Genomic DNA, 15,994 nt, shown 5'->3' on the forward strand with positions numbered 1-15,994 from the left:
CAGATAGCAAAAAATAGCCATATATACTTTCAAGATATTTCTTCGCGCTACCTCACTATCATCAAGCATGAAGGCTTTAATCATATATGACCTCCACAAACACTGCCTGCCTGATATCCAGCAGACTTACAGTGCCATTAAGACTTATAATTTTATCGTTAAGAACACCATAAGCCCCCATGGGGTTGTAAAACATAATAGGCAGGTCATGGATAAAAAACTTAACCAACATCATGTTTTATTATCTACAAATCAACCATTCAGGAAATGATCAGCAGAATTAAATTTTACTAACCCCCTCTAAGACGAAATGGCTACAAAAATATATCCGAAAGTGATGAAAAACAAAAAACAGTATCGACTAATAACACTTACTGGAGAAAAATATGCCACTGGCTGCAAAAATTTCAGACAAAGGTTCTCAGCATGATGATTATCGTGAAACTGTCATTAATACCGGTTCAGGCAGCGTATTTATCGATGGTCTCCCTGCTGCCCGAAAAGGAGATCCCCTTACACCCCATGCCAAACCCAAACACCCTCCTCACCCAAGAAAAATAGCCAGTGGTTCTGGTACGGTTTTTATTGAGGGTCTGCCCGCGGCCAGAACGGGTGATGCTGTTAACTGCGGCGGTGTGATTATCGGCGGTACAGTCACTATTGGTTAACTTTCTTAGTCCAGAACTTGTGATGCGACTAAATGTGTACCCGGCGGGCATACGGCCGCGTGCGGGTGCGTTTTCACCCGGACCGCACCACGGACGTAAAGGTGGACCACACCGAGACCATTGGCAGCAACCAGCGGATTAGCGTCGGGCACGACCAGACCCTCACCGTGGCTCATGACCGGCGCATGACGGTGCGCAATGACCAGACGCTGCGGGTTAATAACGACCGGAGGGTGAGCACCGGTCATGACGACGGCCTGCACGTGGCGAATGACCGCACGGTGACCGTGGAGGGAAACCAGAACCACAGCACCACCGGGGACCACCTCAGCCGGGTGGAGGGCAGCCACAGCCTGACGGTCAAAGGCAGCCAGGCACTGAAGGTGACGGGGGCCTGCGGCACCCGTGCGCGGGGTGAAATCGTGCTGCAGAGCGACACACAAATCACCCTGCGGGTGGGCGGCTCTTTTGTGGTGATACACCCGGGCGGGGTGGACATTGTGGGGCCGAAAATTAACCTGAACAGTGGCGGACGTCCGGGGACACCGGTGGGGGTGATGTTACCGGGGGTGATGGAGGGGTGGGGGGATGGGAATAAATATGAGGAGCAGAATGAACCGCAAGCTGAAGAGAATAATTACAATCATGGTGACGATGAAACACCCGATGATCAGGAAGAACCGGACGAAGATGACAATTATTACCGTCAGTTTCATTTCAAAAATGATGATGGCGTACCTTACGCCTCTGCCCGGTATCTTGTGCGATATGCCGATGGAAGTAAAAGTTATGGCATAACGGATCAAGAAGGCCAGACAGAAAGATTCATCCGCGAATGCGCAGAGATAATTGATGTACGATTATTAAGCCAGAATATTGATATGACTGAAGGAGGCGTCGATGAGTGAGAAAAAAAAGAGTTCATCAGCGGTAACGATTAAAAGTAAAAAATGTGTGCAAGAGGTGAAAGTCACCAACCAGTTTAAAAGAATGATGACAAAAGCGCTGAAAGCGACATTGATGGTGCTGGAAAAAAGGCGGGAGGATTTATCCACGGAAAAGTGGGGGATAGAACAGCAAAAAGATTTTTTTAAAATCTTTGGAGTAAGGCATGATGTGATCATCACTATTGACAGCGAGGCAGAAAAGGAAAAAGTAAAAAAACTTGATCCGGAAACGCCAAGAGATCCCTATATTGAAAAAAAAGAAAATATTACCGCCTATCTCTTTATGCAGAAAAGCGTCGACAGAATGATATTTATTTGCGAAAAAATGAGCCTCGAAAGCAGAGTTAACAGCAATGACATTCGACAGGGAAATTTTATTAATGCAACAGAAAAGAGCGGTGCTAGCGCCAGTGTTTCTGCGGACCAGACAACAGGCTTGCATCCTGATTTGTATGGAAAGATCTTAACAGTGAATATATTTCAGAATTTTATCTGCAAACCCTTAACAGGGTGGAATTCACAAGTGTCAACGCTATGTCATGAATTCTCCCATTTTTACCGTCATGGCAGTGAGGGGGAATATGGCGGAATGGGTACGGATGACATCCCAATAGACACGAAAGACAAAAATGAAACTGGTTACCTGCTTAAAGCAAACGATCTTGTGAAAAAGAACAGCCAGTATGTTTTTAAAAGCGCCTATAACATTGAACGCTATTTTGAGCTAAACCTGACAGAGGAAGAAATAAAGATAATAGAAGACATCCGTTAGAATGCCAGTGTTTGGCACCCTAAGAAATCGATAAATTATCGCAAGCTTTAATCTATGAAAGATGCAAAATAAAGGATAGGTTATGTCTTTTTGTTTATGGCGAAGATTGGTATTGTCAATCGTCATTATCTTCAATGGGGCAATATGTTATGCAAGTGAAGAAATGCTGTTAATCCGTTATCATTACGGTTCGTTAGTATGGGACGGTGCCAGGCACGAAAAACCAGATATTGTGCCATATTTCTTTTTTTCAGATGCTACTCGTATCAATGATGTGAACTATCCCAGATTTACCATCGGTGATGTAGAAAGTAATGCATCTCAGGAGGAATACAAGCTCTCCGTAAAACTAGACGTAAAGAAAAAAGATAAGTATCTACAGGCGCATGTGGTTATTAAAAACAAAAGCACAACTCCTTACTATGTACATAGGTATATGCTGGCGGAAAAGGGATCTATTTATCCACTCTGCGGTAATGTTTTTTCTATAGTCGCTGATGGAATAATATTAAGGTACCTTAAGATAGAATGTCATTATGATCGCGATGATGAGTGGCAAAAAATCCCTGCCGGGGGCTCCTTTGCATATTCAGTAAACCTGAATGAGGCCTATGCATTTCCTTCAGGATACCGACGATACAACATTGGTTCACACACATATCAAGTGGTGACTGAAAACTGGTTTCAGGAACAGAACATCAACGAGGCGATGTTTTCAATATTAGACTGGGAATATCACTGTAAAATTGAAAAAAATGTCAGTTACATAGAATCAGGCGGAGCGGTATGTGACCTGGATAAAAAATCCTTTAGTACATTTATCTATCTTACAGGACTGAAAAGTGAAAGAAGTGGCAATAAGTTTTACATCAGAACGAATCAGGTTACCATCTATCTGGACGGTGACACATTGCAACCCTTCAACTATAACCAGTACTGATGCAAAAAATGAAATCTACGAGTTGAATCTGATAGAGGAATAAATAAAAATAATAGAAGATATCCATTAAATAAATCTTGATGGCGCATATAAGCGATAATTATTATTATCTGTGGCCTGTTAACTATATAAAATCAATAGGAGAGATTATGCGTCTTTTTTTATGGCGAAAATGGATGTTAGCAATCGTCATTATCTTCAATGGGGCAACATGCTATGCAAGTGAAGAAATGCTGTTAATCCGCTATCATTACGGTTCGTTAGTATGGGATGGTGCCAGGCATGAAAAGGCAGCTATTGTGCCATATTTCATTTCTTCAGATGCTACCCGCATTAATGATGTAATTTACCCCAGATTTACCATCGGTGATGCAGAAAGCAAGGCATTACAGGAGGAATACAAACTCTCCGTAAAATTAGACGTGAAGAAAAAAGATAAGTATTTACAGGCGCGTGTGGTTATCCAAAACAAAAGCACAATCCCTTATTATGTGCATAAAAACATGCTGGCAACAGCGATATCCTCTGACCCACTCTGCGGCAACACTTTTTCTATCGCCACTGATGGAATAGAACTAAGATACCTTCAAACAATGTGTCATTATGATCGAGATGAAGAGTGGGAAAGAATCCCAGCCGGTGGCACCTTTGCATATTCAGTGAACCTGAATGAAGCCTATGCATTTCCTTCAGGATACCGTCGATACAACATTGGCTCCCTCGAATATGACGTGGTCACTGAAAACTGGTTTCAGGAGCAGAACATCAACGAGGCGATGTTTGCCATATTAGACTGGGAATATCACTGTAAAATTGAAAAAAATGTCAGTTACATAAAATATGATAAATTTGTATGTGACATGGAGAAGAAATCATTTAGTTCATTTATCTATCTCTCAGGACTGAGAAGTGAAATAAGTGAAAATGAATTTTACATCCGAACGAATCAGGTTACTATTTACTTAGACGGTGACACATTGCAGCCTTTCGATTACAACCGGTACTGATGCATATTTTTTAGGAAATAGCCCAAGTTATTCCTGGATAAATTAAACAGAACCTCCCTTCAAAAAAACCATCTAAAATCACAAACAGATAAAAAAACAAAGGAGAAAATATGTCCCAAGCCGCCAGACTTAACGATAAAGGTACTCAGCATGATGGTTATCGTGAAACCGTCATTACTGCAGGTTCACCCACTGTATTTATCGATAGTCTCCCTGCCGCCCGAAAAGGAGATCCTCTGACCCCGCATTCAAAACCTAAACATCCGCCTCATCCTCGAAAAATAGCCAATGGTTCCGCTACGGTGTTTATCGACGGCCTGCCCGCTGCCAGAACCGGTGATGCTATAGACTGCGGCGGTGTGGTTATTGGTAACGGCACGGTCATTATTGGCTAGCCTGTAGCCACAGGGCAAAAGCCAGGTTAACGGTTGCGTTAAAAATAACCATTGCATCGAATAATTGTTGCAGTATCATGCGGCGGCTTTCAAAAAGCGTATGCATGTTTATTGGGTTCCCTCACCCCAACTTAAAAAGGTCAAAATATGACGCAGTTTTCACACTCTCAGCGCATGAAAGCGCTGTTCTGGCTATCCCTTTTTCACCTCTTGGTGATCACCTCCAGTAACTATCTGGTGCAGTTGCCGGTGAGCATTTTCGGCCTGCATACCACCTGGGGGGCGTTCAGTTTCCCGTTCATCTTCCTCGCGACCGATCTGACCGTGCGTATTTTTGGCGCGCCGCTGGCACGCCGGATTATCTTTGCGGTGATGATCCCGGCGCTGGTTATCTCTTACGCCATCTCTTCTCTGTTCTATATGGGAAGCTGGCAGGGATTCGACGCGCTTGTCCACTTCAACCTGTTCGTGGCCCGTATCGCGACGGCCAGCTTTATGGCCTATGCGCTGGGGCAGATCCTCGACGTGCACGTATTTAACCGTCTGCGTCAGAACCGACGTTGGTGGCTGGCGCCTGCTGCCTCCACGGTATTTGGCAACGCCAGTGACACGCTTGCTTTCTTCTTTATCGCCTTCTGGCACAGCCCTGACCCGTTTATGGCCGAACACTGGATGGAAATCGCCCTGGTGGATTACGCCTTTAAGGTCATTATCAGCATCGCGTTCTTCCTGCCGATGTATGGTGTGTTGCTCAATATGTTACTGAAAAGACTGGCAGACAAATCTGAAATCTCGGCGTTACAGACCAGTTAAAGGTACGCGTTTCCAGTTGTGGTAAGATGGACGAATGAGCCGTTATGGCTGTTTATCGAAAGGAAGAAGTCAATGCGCAATCTGGTTAAATATGTCGGTATTGGCCTGCTGGTGATGGGTCTGGCGGCCTGCGACAACAGTGACAGCAAAGCGCCCGTGCAGGGTGCCTCGGCAGAAAGCAACGCCGCCGGGCAACCGGTCTCCCTGCTGGACGGCAAGCTTAGCTTCTCACTGCCCGCAGACATGACCGATCAAAGCGGCAAACTGGGCACTCAGGCCAACAATATGCACGTTTACTCTGACGCCAGCGGGCAGAAAGCGGTAATTGTGATTGTGGGTGACGACACGCAGGAAGGGCTGGATACGCTGGCAAAACGTCTTGAGGATCAGCAGCGCAGCCGCGATCCTCAGCTGCAGGTTGTGACCAATAAGTCTATCGAGCTTAAAGGCCAGACGATGCAACAGCTCGACAGCATTATCTCTGCAAAAGGGCAGACAGCCTGGTCAACCGTTGTGTTGGGAAAAGTGGATAACAAACTGCTGACCCTTCAGGTTACGCTGCCGGCAGATAACCAGCAGCAGGCGCAGACCACAGCGGAAAACATTGTTAATACGCTGGTCATCAAGTAATCAGCAAGCGGCCTCCGGTGGAGGCCGTTTTTTTAACCACCACGTCAACAGCAACGCTCCCGCCACCAGCAGCGCCGTCAGCAGATAAACCATCGACACGCCTGACCATGCCATCAGCAGGCCCGCAAGCGGCCCCGTGATGCCCAGCGACAGATCCATAAAAACCGTATAAGTGCCGAGCGCAGCACCCTGGTTATGCTGCGGGACCGCCTTGACCGCCACCACCCCCAGCGCCGGGAAGACCAGCGAGAAACCGGCCCCAGTGAGGAACACGCCGATTTTCGCCACCATTGGCGCATCGGCTATCCCCACCAGAATCAGCCCGACCACCTCCACCGCCAGGCTTATCATCGCCACGTTCAGACCGCCCAGACGGTTAATACTGTTCGGGAAAACCAGCCGGGAGCCAACAAAGGCCAGGCTGAACAGGGTCAGGGCAAAGGCCGCTCCGTCCCACCCTTTTGCATCATAAAAGAAGGTGATAAAGGTGGCGATAACGCCAAATCCGGCAGTGCCGAGCGCCAGCCCCATGCCATAAATCCAGACGAAACCCAATACCGCACGGAACGGCAGCGGCTTGCCTTTGCTGGCTTTCACCGCCGCACGTGGCAGCGCGCAGGCAATCGCGACGAACACCACCGCCATAATGAACCAGCCCAGCCCGCTCAGCCCGGCGTAGTTAAAACAGATAACGCCAAGCGGCGCACCGAGCGCCATCGCGCCATAGGTAGCGATACCATTCCAGGAGATAACACGGGCGATATGCAATGAACCGACGACACCTACGCCCCAGAGCATGGACCCGGTACCGGCAAAGCTTTGCCCGACCCCGAGAATCACACGCCCGACGCAAAGCAGCACCAGACTGACCAACGGAGAGGTGCTTTGCAGGTCCGCCAGCCAATAGCAAAGCCCACAGATGAATGCACCACACAGACCAAACACCACCACTTTTTTCGGCCCAAGCGTATCGGCATAGCGCCCGGCATGGGGGCGGCTAATGAGGGTCGCGAAGTATTGCAGGCTGATAACCAGCCCCGCCCAGAAGGCGCTGTAGCCGAGGGTGTCGTGCACATAGCCGGGTAAGACGGCGAGCGGTAACCCTATCGTGAGGTAACTTGCGAAATTAAAAACAACAACAGACAGAATCCGCAGATTAAGACGTAATCCGCTTAGCGCCGGTTCAGCGGCTTGTTCAGGCATGGGGGATCACCAGATATTCACAACAATGTTTCACTATTACCACGTCATGAGCAGGAAATCAGCAAGCAGATTAAGATTATCTGCCCAGGGCGAAGCGCACGCCAGTAGCTACACTTAGCGTGCGGTATATAAAAAGGAATTACCCATGACACAGCCCCAGCCCGATCGTGCGGGTTTACACATTCTTCTCAAACTGGCCTCTCTGGTCATTATTCTGGCCGGTATTCATGCCGCCGCCGATATTATTGTGCAATTATTACTGGCACTGTTTTTTGCCATCGTTTTAAACCCACTGGTCACCTGGTTTCTTCGACGCGGGATTAAGCGCCCCGTTGCTATCACTATCGTGGTTCTGGTGATGTTAGTGTTCCTGACCGCGCTGTTTGGGGTACTGGCTGCCTCCATCAGCGAATTCATGGATATGCTGCCAAAATACAATCGCGAGTTTACTCGTAAGTTCCTTCAGCTCCAGGAGGCCCTCCCCTTCCTGCACCTGCATGTCTCGCCGGAACGCATGCTACAGCGCATGGACTCCGACAAGATGATGACCTTTGCTACCGCGCTGATGACCCAGCTTTCCAACGCCATGGCGAGCATCGTTTTACTGGTCATGACCATGGTATTTATGCTGTTCGAAGTGCGCCATGTTCCTTACAAGTTGCGCTTTGCGCTGAACAATCCACAAATCCATATTGCCGGATTACACCGGGCACTGAAGGGGGTGTCACACTACCTGGCGTTGAAAACGCTACTGAGTTTGTGGACCGGGGTGATCGTGTGGGCAGGCCTGGCCATTATGGGCATTCAGTTTGCGTTGATGTGGGGGGTGCTGGCGTTCCTGCTTAACTACGTACCCAATATCGGTTCGGTCATTTCCGCCATTCCGCCAATGCTCCAGGCGCTGCTTTTTAATGGCGTTTACGAGTGTGTACTGGTGGGGAGCCTGTTCCTGATCGTGCATATGGTGATAGGCAATATTATGGAGCCGCGCATGATGGGTCATCGGCTCGGTATGTCAACGCTGGTGGTCTTCCTCTCATTGCTGATCTGGGGCTGGCTACTTGGCCCTATCGGCATGTTACTCTCCGTGCCGCTTACCAGCGTCTGTAAGATCTGGATGGAAACCACCAGAGGCGGCAGCAAACTGGCCATCCTGCTTGGACCGGGCAGACCAAAAAGCCGCCTGCCAGGGTAGACGTTAAACCGGGGCAGACGGAAATTCGCTGGCGGCGCAGATGATGACCTTCTCATTGTCTGCGCCGCAGCCATGTAACTGCGTGATGGCAGCGAACAGAGCAATAACTTCGCTCCGATACCCAGGCCTGCAGCGCGACACCTTCCCCTTACGGCGGAAGAAATATCCATTTTATCTATGTGGCTTTTAATCCCGTGCACCATATCCCTATGATGAATGATTAGAACCGTCATACTCCTTTCGTCACTGTCTCTTTTTCCAGGACAACGATGCCGTTCTCACGCGCTTTCAGCGCTCTGCTGTTAGCCCGCGCGACGCTCATTACTCATGCTTTTGCTTCCTCTGAGCTGACAACCGCCTGGCCCGTCAATGTAGGGCCACTCTATCCGCATCGCTATACCCCTAACCTGATGTTCGCCAGAGCAGGGCTGGTGAAGTATCAGGTTGCGCACCGAGGCGACGTTCTCTAACGGGGTATCCTTCAACGCCGTGGCGGCAGCAGAAAACGTCCGTGCGGTGCTGGATAACCGCAAGCGCCACGCCTGGCTTGAGCTGACTAACCAGATAACCGATGTCAAAGCCCTCGGCGACAGCGAGCTGCAAATCCCCCTGAAGAGGGCTTACTACCCTTTCCTGCAGAAACTGTCGCTGTCGCGTCCGTTCCGCTTTATCGCCCCGTCGCAGTTTACAGATCATGAAACCAAAGACGGCATTCTGATCCCCATCGGCACCGGTCCGTGGGTGTTAAAAGAGACGCGCCTGAACCGGTACGATGTGCTGGTACGCAACGATCGCTACTAATTTGCGAAACGCGCCTGCGGCGGTTTATCAAAAAGGGCCTTCACGCTTCCCGGACCGCCTCTTCGCTACCTGTCCTGAAGATTAGCTGCCAGGATTAATCATTCCTTCCATCAAACAGGAGCAAAAATGAAAATCGATCTGAGTGGAAAAGTGGCACTGGTTACCGCCTCTACGGGCGGCATTGGTTTTGCTATTGCGACAGGACTGGCCGAAAGCGGTGCGGAGGTGATCCTTAACGGGCGCAGTGAGGCATCAGTGAGCAAAGCCCTTCAGGCACTGAATGCACGTGTACCAGGCGCACGTGTGCGCACCGCCGTTGCCGATCTCAGCGCAGCCGAAGGCGTGGAAGCCCTGTTAAGCGCGGCGACGGATGCCGATATTCTGGTCAATAATGCCGGGATTTACGGCCCGCAGGATTTTTATGAAACCGACGATGCAACCTGGGAGACCTACTGGCAAACCAACGTGATGTCTGGCGTGCGTCTCTCCCGTGCGTTACTGCCTGCGATGGTAAAAAAAGGCTGGGGGCGCGTGGTATTTATCTCCTCAGAATCGGCGCGCAATATTCCTGCTGACATGATCCATTACGGGGTGACCAAAACTGCTCAGCTTTCGCTGGCCCGTGGGCTGGCGAAGTTTGTTGCCGGTAGTGGTGTTACAGTCAATAGCGTATTGCCAGGCCCAACCCTCTCCGATGGCTTCGCCGCTATGATGGAGGATGAGATCAAACGAACCGGTAAATCGCTGGATACGCTGGCAACCGAGTTCGTGATGAGCAACCGCCCCAGCTCCGTTATTCAGCGGGCTGCAACCGTCGAAGAGGTGGCAAACATGGTGGTCTATGTCTGCTCAATGCAGGCGTCGGCCACGTCAGGCGCGGCACTGCGCGTGGACGGCGGCGTAGTGGACGACATTCTGTAAAGCAGACGTTGCAGAGCACGCACGCGTGCTCTGCGTCAGTAACGCTCAGGGCCAGGCGGGATAAAAGCGGCTCATCAGAATCATCAACAGCGGGGTGGTAAGCGTGGAAAGAAGGGTCGATATCAGCATGCTGGTTGCCGTCGCACCCTGTAACACCTTGAATTTCTGCGCCATCAGGTAGACGTTTATGCCCACCGCCATCGATCCCAGCAGGACGACGACCTGGCTCTCTTGTCGCGGCAGATGCAGTGCATAGGCCAGCGCCCAGATAAGCCCCGGCATCAGCACCAGTTTAATCAGGCAAATGGCTCCGCTTTCCCGCAGCCCCTGGCTGATATTGTAATGCGACAGGCTCATCCCCAGCGTGACCAGCGTTAGCGGGGCGGAAATTTGCCCGAGCATGCTCACCGGGCCATCAATAAACTGCGGAAGGGGGTGGTGGGTCGCACTCCAGGCGAATCCCGAAAAAATACCGATTATCAAGGGATTGCGTAGTACGTTGAGCAGGGTTTTGCCGATGCCTTTCCAGGTAAAACTGCCGCTCTGCGCCCACTCTACGGAGACGGTCACCAGGGTCCACAAAATCAGGCTGTTAAACACCAGCACCAGCGCGACTGAGGCCAGGCTCTCCTGACCGAGAAGGATCACGGCAACCGGAATACCGAGCATGACATTATTAGAGAAGATACCGCCGAGGCCAAAAACCGATCCTGAGACAGCATCCAGGCCAAACACGCTTTTTGCAACAACGCGTCCTACGATATATATCAGCAGGCAACTGCCAAAATAGGCAATGAGTAAACGCATATCAACCGGCGGGCTTTGGTAAAATTTACTCATGACCTTAAATAACATGCAGGGCAGGGCAATCGAAAAACAAAAACGGTTAAATACCCCACTGGCTGCTTCCGGCCAACCTGCAAATCGGCCGAGACAATAACCTAACGCAATTAATGAAAATAACGGGGCCGACAATATCATTTGCTGCGTAAGCTGCCCCAGAAAACTTGCGGTTTCCATCCTTTACCCTGCCTGTTCTATCAGTGTGAGTCATTTTTTTGTTTTTTGGCAGTATAGGGAGTTTGAGACGAGGCGTCAGGCAGGATGCGAGGGTTTGTAAAACTGCCCGGTAGATTTCTGGCAAATGAACAAAGCGGTAATGGCAGCACATGACCCTCACCCCTGCCCTCTCCCTGAAAGAGAGAGGGCGAAAAGGGGCCACCGTGCGACAGGTCCCCTCGCCCCACTGGGGTGAGGGGAAAACGCGACATTAGTATTCTGCCTGGCCCTTTGCAAAAAAGGCCAGCGTCTCCTCCAGATTCTTCGCCTGCTCCTCCAGCGACATCGCAGCGGCGGAAATCTGCTGCACCAGTGACGCATTCAGCTGGGTGGCGCTGTCCATCTGATTGACCGCTACGCTGACCTGACTGACCCCTTTGGTCTGTTCATCCAGCGCCTGAACAATCTCACCAATCACCAGATGCACGCTCATCACCGACTCGATTATCTGCGCCATCATGGCTCCGGTCTCATTGACCAGCATGACCCCCTTGCTGACGCGCCCGTTAGACTCCTCAATCAGCGTCGAAATCTCTTTGGCCGCGTTAGAGCTGCGCTGAGCAAGATTACGCACCTCCCCCGCCACCACCGCAAAGCCCCGCCCCTGCTCACCCGCACGTGCCGCTTCCACCGCTGCGTTCAGCGCCAGGATATTGGTCTGGAAAGCAATGCCATCGATGATGCTGTTGATATCGCCAATCTTATTGGCGCTCTCATCAATCTTACCGATGATATCCACCACTTCCCCTACCAGCGTCTCCCCTTGTCCGGCTATCTGTGCCGCTTTTTCGGTAAGACGGGTCGCTTTCTGAACATTGTCGGCGTTATTTTTCACGGTTACGGAGATCTGCTCCATACTCGCCGCCGTCTCTACAATAGCCGCCGCCTGCTCTTCTGTGCGTGAGGCCAGGTCGAGGTTACCCGCCGCTATTTCACTGCTGCCCGACCGCACTGAGTGGCTGGCATCACTGATGCTGCCCACAATACGTTGCAGCTCAGACTGCATGGTATGCAGCGCATAGAAAATGCTGCTGGTGTCCCCCGATCGTACCGGAATCGGGTTGCTTAAATCCCCCTGCGCCACGGAGAGGGCAATCTCTGAAGCTTCTGATGGCTCGCCACCTACGGGGTGCGCTACTTTACGGGTGAAAACCAGCGCAACCACGACGCTGACAATGATGATGCTCAGGATCATCAAAATAATGGCATTGCGCAGGTAGTTCCAGGCTTCCGCCATCACCACGCTGACCGGTGCCACAATGGCGAGCTTCCACGGCGTCTGGCTGTTGCCTACCTCGATGGATTGCCAGGTCACAAACGCAGGCTCGTTCAGAATGGCGTCGTCGATACGCACCACCGCCTCCCCGCTTATCGCCCCGGTCCAGGGCTTACCGGTCATTGATTTATCCGGGCTGGAGATGACTTTGTTCTGCGCCGAGAGGAGCAGCGCATAGCCCGACCCCTCCCAGGGTTTGATGCTGCCAATCATTTTTTGCAGGGTTTCCAGTGAAAAGTCTGAGGTAACGGATCCCTGGAATTTACCGTCGCGAATAATGGGCGCGGCAATGGAGGTGAGCATCACATCCACCCCATTGTAGGGATAGAGGTAAGGTTCAATGATGACCTCTTTCTGGCGCTGGCGAGGCAGCACATAGTAATCACCGCTGCCCGGCGTTTCGTAGTCCACAAGATTGTGCAGTGCCGGGTTGCCGCCGCTATCGCGGTCGACATAACGGGCGTAACGTCCGGCCGGATCCTGCTCCGGCTGACCGGCAAAATCGCTGTCTTTTCCATCGAATGCGTTCGCTTCAAAGGTCAGCGACATCGACAGGAAGTCATTATGCTGACGCAGAAAATCCGTCAGCAATTGATCAAGCCCGCGCCTGTCCTGAAGCCCCGCCTGATGCAAAGACCAGGCACTGATACCGAGATCGCGCGAAGCGGTCAGCGCCGTGTCGAGCTGCTGCTGTACACGCAGCGATTCAGTATGGGCAATTTGTTGCAGATGTTTTTGCGCAACGGCTTGTTGTTGATGCATAGACTGCCAGAGCAGCAGGCCGATAGTGATCAGGAATCCGATCGTGATAGTGATAAATATTGACGCCAGCATCAGCGTTCTGGCCGTCATTTTCTTTCGTTTACTCATCTTTCCCCACCTGGGCAGTCGCCCTCTGGCAATTAACCCAACGACTCATAATTCATATATCGGTAAAAAGCCGTTAACACTTAAACCAAATATGAATTAATTTATTTTCACAATATTTTTAAAGGAGTTAGGGGGGAAAGCGCTGAGCCAGGGGCTGACTCAGCGATGCAAGGGAATACTTATCTTCGGGGATTACTTGTTCACGTGCATAATAATTTCCGTGATTTCTGACGGACGCCCGAGGCGTAACGGGAAACCGCTCCACAGCCCTGCGCCATTGCTGACGTAAAGGGTCATGTTGCCGACCTGGTAACGACCGGAAACAAAACCGCCATTTACCGCTTTCACTGCCTCATCAAGGCCACGCACCATGCCGCCGTGGGTATGCCCGGAAAGCTGGAGCCTGACGCCGTATGCTGCATTTTTTTCTGCGGTATCCGGGCGGTGATCGAGCAGGATTATCGTATCGTTAGCGGTGGTGCCCTGCAGCGCGCGTTCGATGTTGGGGGCATCAAAACCGAAACGTTTGGCGATTTTGTCCGTTACGCCCGCCAGCACCAGTGAGGAGTCGCCTTTTGCGATACGCACATGGCTGTTCATCAGAAAAGGGATGCCAAGCTTCTGCCAGGCGGGTATCCACTCCTGGTAGTCAAAGTAATATTCATGGTTGCCCGTAATGGCAAAAACCCCGTCTGCCGCGCGCAGGTGAGCCAGAGGCTCCACATCGCTGTAGCGAACCCCGAGCGTACCATCAGACATGTCGCCGGTCAGGGCGATCAGATCCGGTTTTAACGCATTGGTTTTCGCCACGATTTGTTCCACCCACTCTCTGGGCAGAAGGCGGGTTGCGTGAATATCCGCAAGCTGAACAATGCGGTAGCCTTCAAATGCAGGCGGTAAACCGGTGATACTGACCTCTACGGTGCGGACGGCGGGAACCTGAATCGCCTGCCAGACGCCGATGCCCGAGAGCGCCACGGCGCCTGCCAGCATCGGCAGGGAGACAGGCAGAAACGGCAGGCGTTTACGGGTAAGCAGACGGATAAGCAGCGCAGCCAGGTCGCGCAACAACAGTAAACCGGCAAAAAGCACCGTGGCGCCAAACAGCGTGCCGATAGCAATCATCGCCGGGCGCGGCCATTCGGGAGAGAACATGTTTCCCCACAGCATCCTGCTGATAAAGTGGAACTGACAAATCAGCACCACAAGCAGGGTAAAGAGCAGCTTAGGGATGACAGGAAGCGAGAGCCGCCAGATAAAACGAAAAGCAATATACAGTGCCGGTAACAGCGTCCAGAGAAAAAACATCACAGCTCCATAGCAACGAAAGTAGAACAACAAGGTGTCAGTGTTTTAAAACTAGCACCTTGTTGCGCCGTTTCGGTGGCTATTTTCTCTTAGCGTGGCAGGATATTTTCCGCTTTTAGCCGCTCAAAGAGCTGAGTGAAGGCGTCCAGCGTGCTGCGATAACCGATGAAACCTGCTTTGCGGCTTTTGCTCATGTCGGTGAAGGCCTCCATCGGACGACCGAGATCGGCATCCGTATGCCACCAGGAAGCCAGACGTGTCAGATCGTGCTCTTTTAACTGGTAACGATGGGCAATCTCCGCCCAGGCAGCGTTAGCCTCCTGCATCCGCCCTTCCAGCGGAGCCGGGGTGCCGTTAAACCCGACGGCCTCAATACCAAACCAGGCGGCGAGACGCGGCCATAACCAGTTCCAGCGAAACACGTCGCCGTTCACCGCATTAAAATCTTCGTTGGCTGCGTTCGGACTTGAGGTGGCCCAGCACAACTGCTCTGCCAGAAGACCGGCATCGGTGACGTCGGACACGCCGTTCCACTGCTGCTCAGAGCCGGGGAAGATAAAGGGCCATCCCTTTTCACGGCACAGCGTGGCATACACGGCGAGCGTCAGCCCCATATTCATAGCGTTTCCAACGGCGTAACCAATAATGGAATGCGGGCGGTGAACGCTCCAGCGATAACCATATTTTTCCGCTCCGGCGAAGATCTCGTCTTCCTGAGCGTAATAAAAATTCTCAACCGGCTGACGGCCCTGCTCTTCACGAAACGGCGTCACGGGCACCGCGCCTTTGCCATAGGCTTCAAAGGGGCCAAGGTAGTGTTTTAGTCCGGTTACCAGCGCCACATGTGCGCCGCTCAACCGCTCGCCCAGCGCGTCAATGACGTTTTTCACCATCAGGCTGTTCACACGGATGTTGGCTTTTTCGTTCTCCTGACGCGCCCAGACGCTAAAGAACAGCGCATCAGGCTTAACGGACGCCAGCGCCTTGTTTACGGCATCGCTGTCGGTTAAATCGGCGATCAGGCTGGTGCAGCCTTCCGGTACGGCACCCCGGCCACGTGAAAGGCCCGCAACATTCCAACCTTCCGCTTTCAGTTTTTCTGCCAGCGCCCGGCCGATAACACCGCTAATGCCGACTATCAGGGCTTGTTTCTGCATTCAGGTATCTCCTCATCAGGTTAATGAGTAGA

Annotated in this window: 16 protein-coding genes and 1 pseudogene; 11 read left to right on the forward strand and 6 right to left on the reverse strand. The window is 51.5% G+C overall.

Annotation, left to right across the window (positions count from 1 at the left end):
* Positions 1-386 precede the first annotated feature (386 nt).
* From M1D91_RS21975 to M1D91_RS22010, 8 genes are all read left to right on the forward strand, one after another.
* Positions 387-668, forward strand: a complete 282-nt coding sequence (locus M1D91_RS21975; RefSeq protein WP_437434551.1) for a type VI secretion system PAAR protein — start codon at positions 387-389, stop codon at positions 666-668.
* 101 nt (positions 669-769) lie between these two features.
* The gene (locus M1D91_RS21980) at positions 770-1,576 is read left to right on the forward strand and encodes a bacteriophage T4 gp5 trimerisation domain-containing protein (RefSeq protein ID WP_457975831.1); all 807 of its coding nucleotides are present in this window, start codon (positions 770-772) and stop codon (positions 1,574-1,576) included.
* The gene (locus tag M1D91_RS21985; RefSeq protein ID WP_437433470.1) at positions 1,569-2,387 is read left to right on the forward strand and encodes a hypothetical protein; all 819 of its coding nucleotides are present in this window, start codon (positions 1,569-1,571) and stop codon (positions 2,385-2,387) included. Before M1D91_RS21980 ends, M1D91_RS21985 begins: the two co-directional genes overlap by 8 nt.
* 82 nt (positions 2,388-2,469) lie before the next feature.
* Complete coding sequence (locus M1D91_RS21990) at positions 2,470-3,327, forward strand: hypothetical protein (RefSeq protein ID WP_437433469.1); 858 nt, start codon at positions 2,470-2,472, stop codon at positions 3,325-3,327.
* A gap of 149 nt (positions 3,328-3,476) precedes the next feature.
* Complete coding sequence (locus M1D91_RS21995) at positions 3,477-4,334, forward strand: hypothetical protein (protein WP_437433468.1); 858 nt, start codon at positions 3,477-3,479, stop codon at positions 4,332-4,334.
* A 110-nt stretch (positions 4,335-4,444) separates the two neighbouring features.
* A complete protein-coding gene (locus M1D91_RS22000) occupies positions 4,445-4,729 on the forward strand; it encodes a type VI secretion system PAAR protein (protein ID WP_437433467.1) in 285 nt (94 codons plus the stop codon).
* 147 nt (positions 4,730-4,876) lie between these two features.
* The gene (locus M1D91_RS22005) at positions 4,877-5,542 is read left to right on the forward strand and encodes a 7-cyano-7-deazaguanine/7-aminomethyl-7-deazaguanine transporter (RefSeq protein WP_437433466.1); all 666 of its coding nucleotides are present in this window, start codon (positions 4,877-4,879) and stop codon (positions 5,540-5,542) included.
* A 72-nt stretch (positions 5,543-5,614) separates the two neighbouring features.
* Entirely contained in the window at positions 5,615-6,172 is a 558-nt protein-coding gene (locus M1D91_RS22010; RefSeq protein ID WP_437433465.1) for a DcrB family lipoprotein, read from the forward strand.
* Here M1D91_RS22010 and M1D91_RS22015 read toward each other — a convergent pair whose 3' ends face one another.
* Positions 6,173-7,375, reverse strand: coding sequence for an MFS transporter (locus M1D91_RS22015; RefSeq protein ID WP_437433464.1), 1,203 nt, complete (start codon positions 7,373-7,375; stop codon positions 6,173-6,175). It abuts the gene before it with no gap.
* 145 nt (positions 7,376-7,520) lie between these two features.
* Between M1D91_RS22015 and M1D91_RS22020 the strand changes: the two genes are divergently transcribed.
* Positions 7,521-8,570: an AI-2E family transporter gene (locus tag M1D91_RS22020; RefSeq protein ID WP_437433463.1), complete on the forward strand. Its 1,050-nt coding sequence runs from the start codon at positions 7,521-7,523 to the stop codon at positions 8,568-8,570.
* Positions 8,571-8,573: 3 nt separating this feature from the next.
* Here the strand turns inward: M1D91_RS22020 and M1D91_RS22025 are convergent, their stop codons facing one another.
* Positions 8,574-8,711 carry a phenolic acid decarboxylase gene (locus tag M1D91_RS22025; RefSeq protein WP_437433462.1) on the reverse strand — a complete coding sequence of 46 codons (138 nt, stop codon included), beginning with the start codon at positions 8,709-8,711 and terminating at the stop codon, positions 8,574-8,576.
* A gap of 128 nt (positions 8,712-8,839) precedes the next feature.
* Here M1D91_RS22025 and M1D91_RS22030 point away from each other — a divergent pair.
* Positions 8,840-9,368: pseudogene (locus M1D91_RS22030) on the forward strand (ABC transporter substrate-binding protein); the annotation flags it as partial.
* A 129-nt stretch (positions 9,369-9,497) separates the two neighbouring features.
* Positions 9,498-10,292 (forward strand): SDR family NAD(P)-dependent oxidoreductase, encoded by a 795-nt coding sequence (locus tag M1D91_RS22035; protein ID WP_437433461.1) that lies wholly within the window; start codon positions 9,498-9,500, stop codon positions 10,290-10,292.
* 45 nt (positions 10,293-10,337) lie between these two features.
* Here the strand turns inward: M1D91_RS22035 and M1D91_RS22040 are convergent, their stop codons facing one another.
* The 4 genes from M1D91_RS22040 to M1D91_RS22055 all read right to left on the reverse strand — a co-directional run bounded on the left by M1D91_RS22040 (position 10,338) and on the right by M1D91_RS22055 (position 15,962).
* Positions 10,338-11,312: an AEC family transporter gene (locus M1D91_RS22040; RefSeq protein WP_437433460.1), complete on the reverse strand. Its 975-nt coding sequence runs from the start codon at positions 11,310-11,312 to the stop codon at positions 10,338-10,340.
* 250 nt (positions 11,313-11,562) lie between these two features.
* Positions 11,563-13,497 (reverse strand): methyl-accepting chemotaxis protein, encoded by a 1,935-nt coding sequence (locus M1D91_RS22045; protein WP_437433459.1) that lies wholly within the window; start codon positions 13,495-13,497, stop codon positions 11,563-11,565.
* Positions 13,498-13,689: 192 nt separating this feature from the next.
* Positions 13,690-14,805 (reverse strand): metallophosphoesterase, encoded by a 1,116-nt coding sequence (locus M1D91_RS22050; protein WP_437433458.1) that lies wholly within the window; start codon positions 14,803-14,805, stop codon positions 13,690-13,692.
* Between the two features lie 89 nt (positions 14,806-14,894).
* The gene (locus M1D91_RS22055) at positions 14,895-15,962 is read right to left on the reverse strand and encodes an SDR family oxidoreductase (protein ID WP_437433457.1); all 1,068 of its coding nucleotides are present in this window, start codon (positions 15,960-15,962) and stop codon (positions 14,895-14,897) included.
* Between the last annotated feature and the right edge of the window lie 32 nt (positions 15,963-15,994).

The sequence above is a fragment of the Enterobacter sp. SA197 genome, assembly GCF_054131575.1.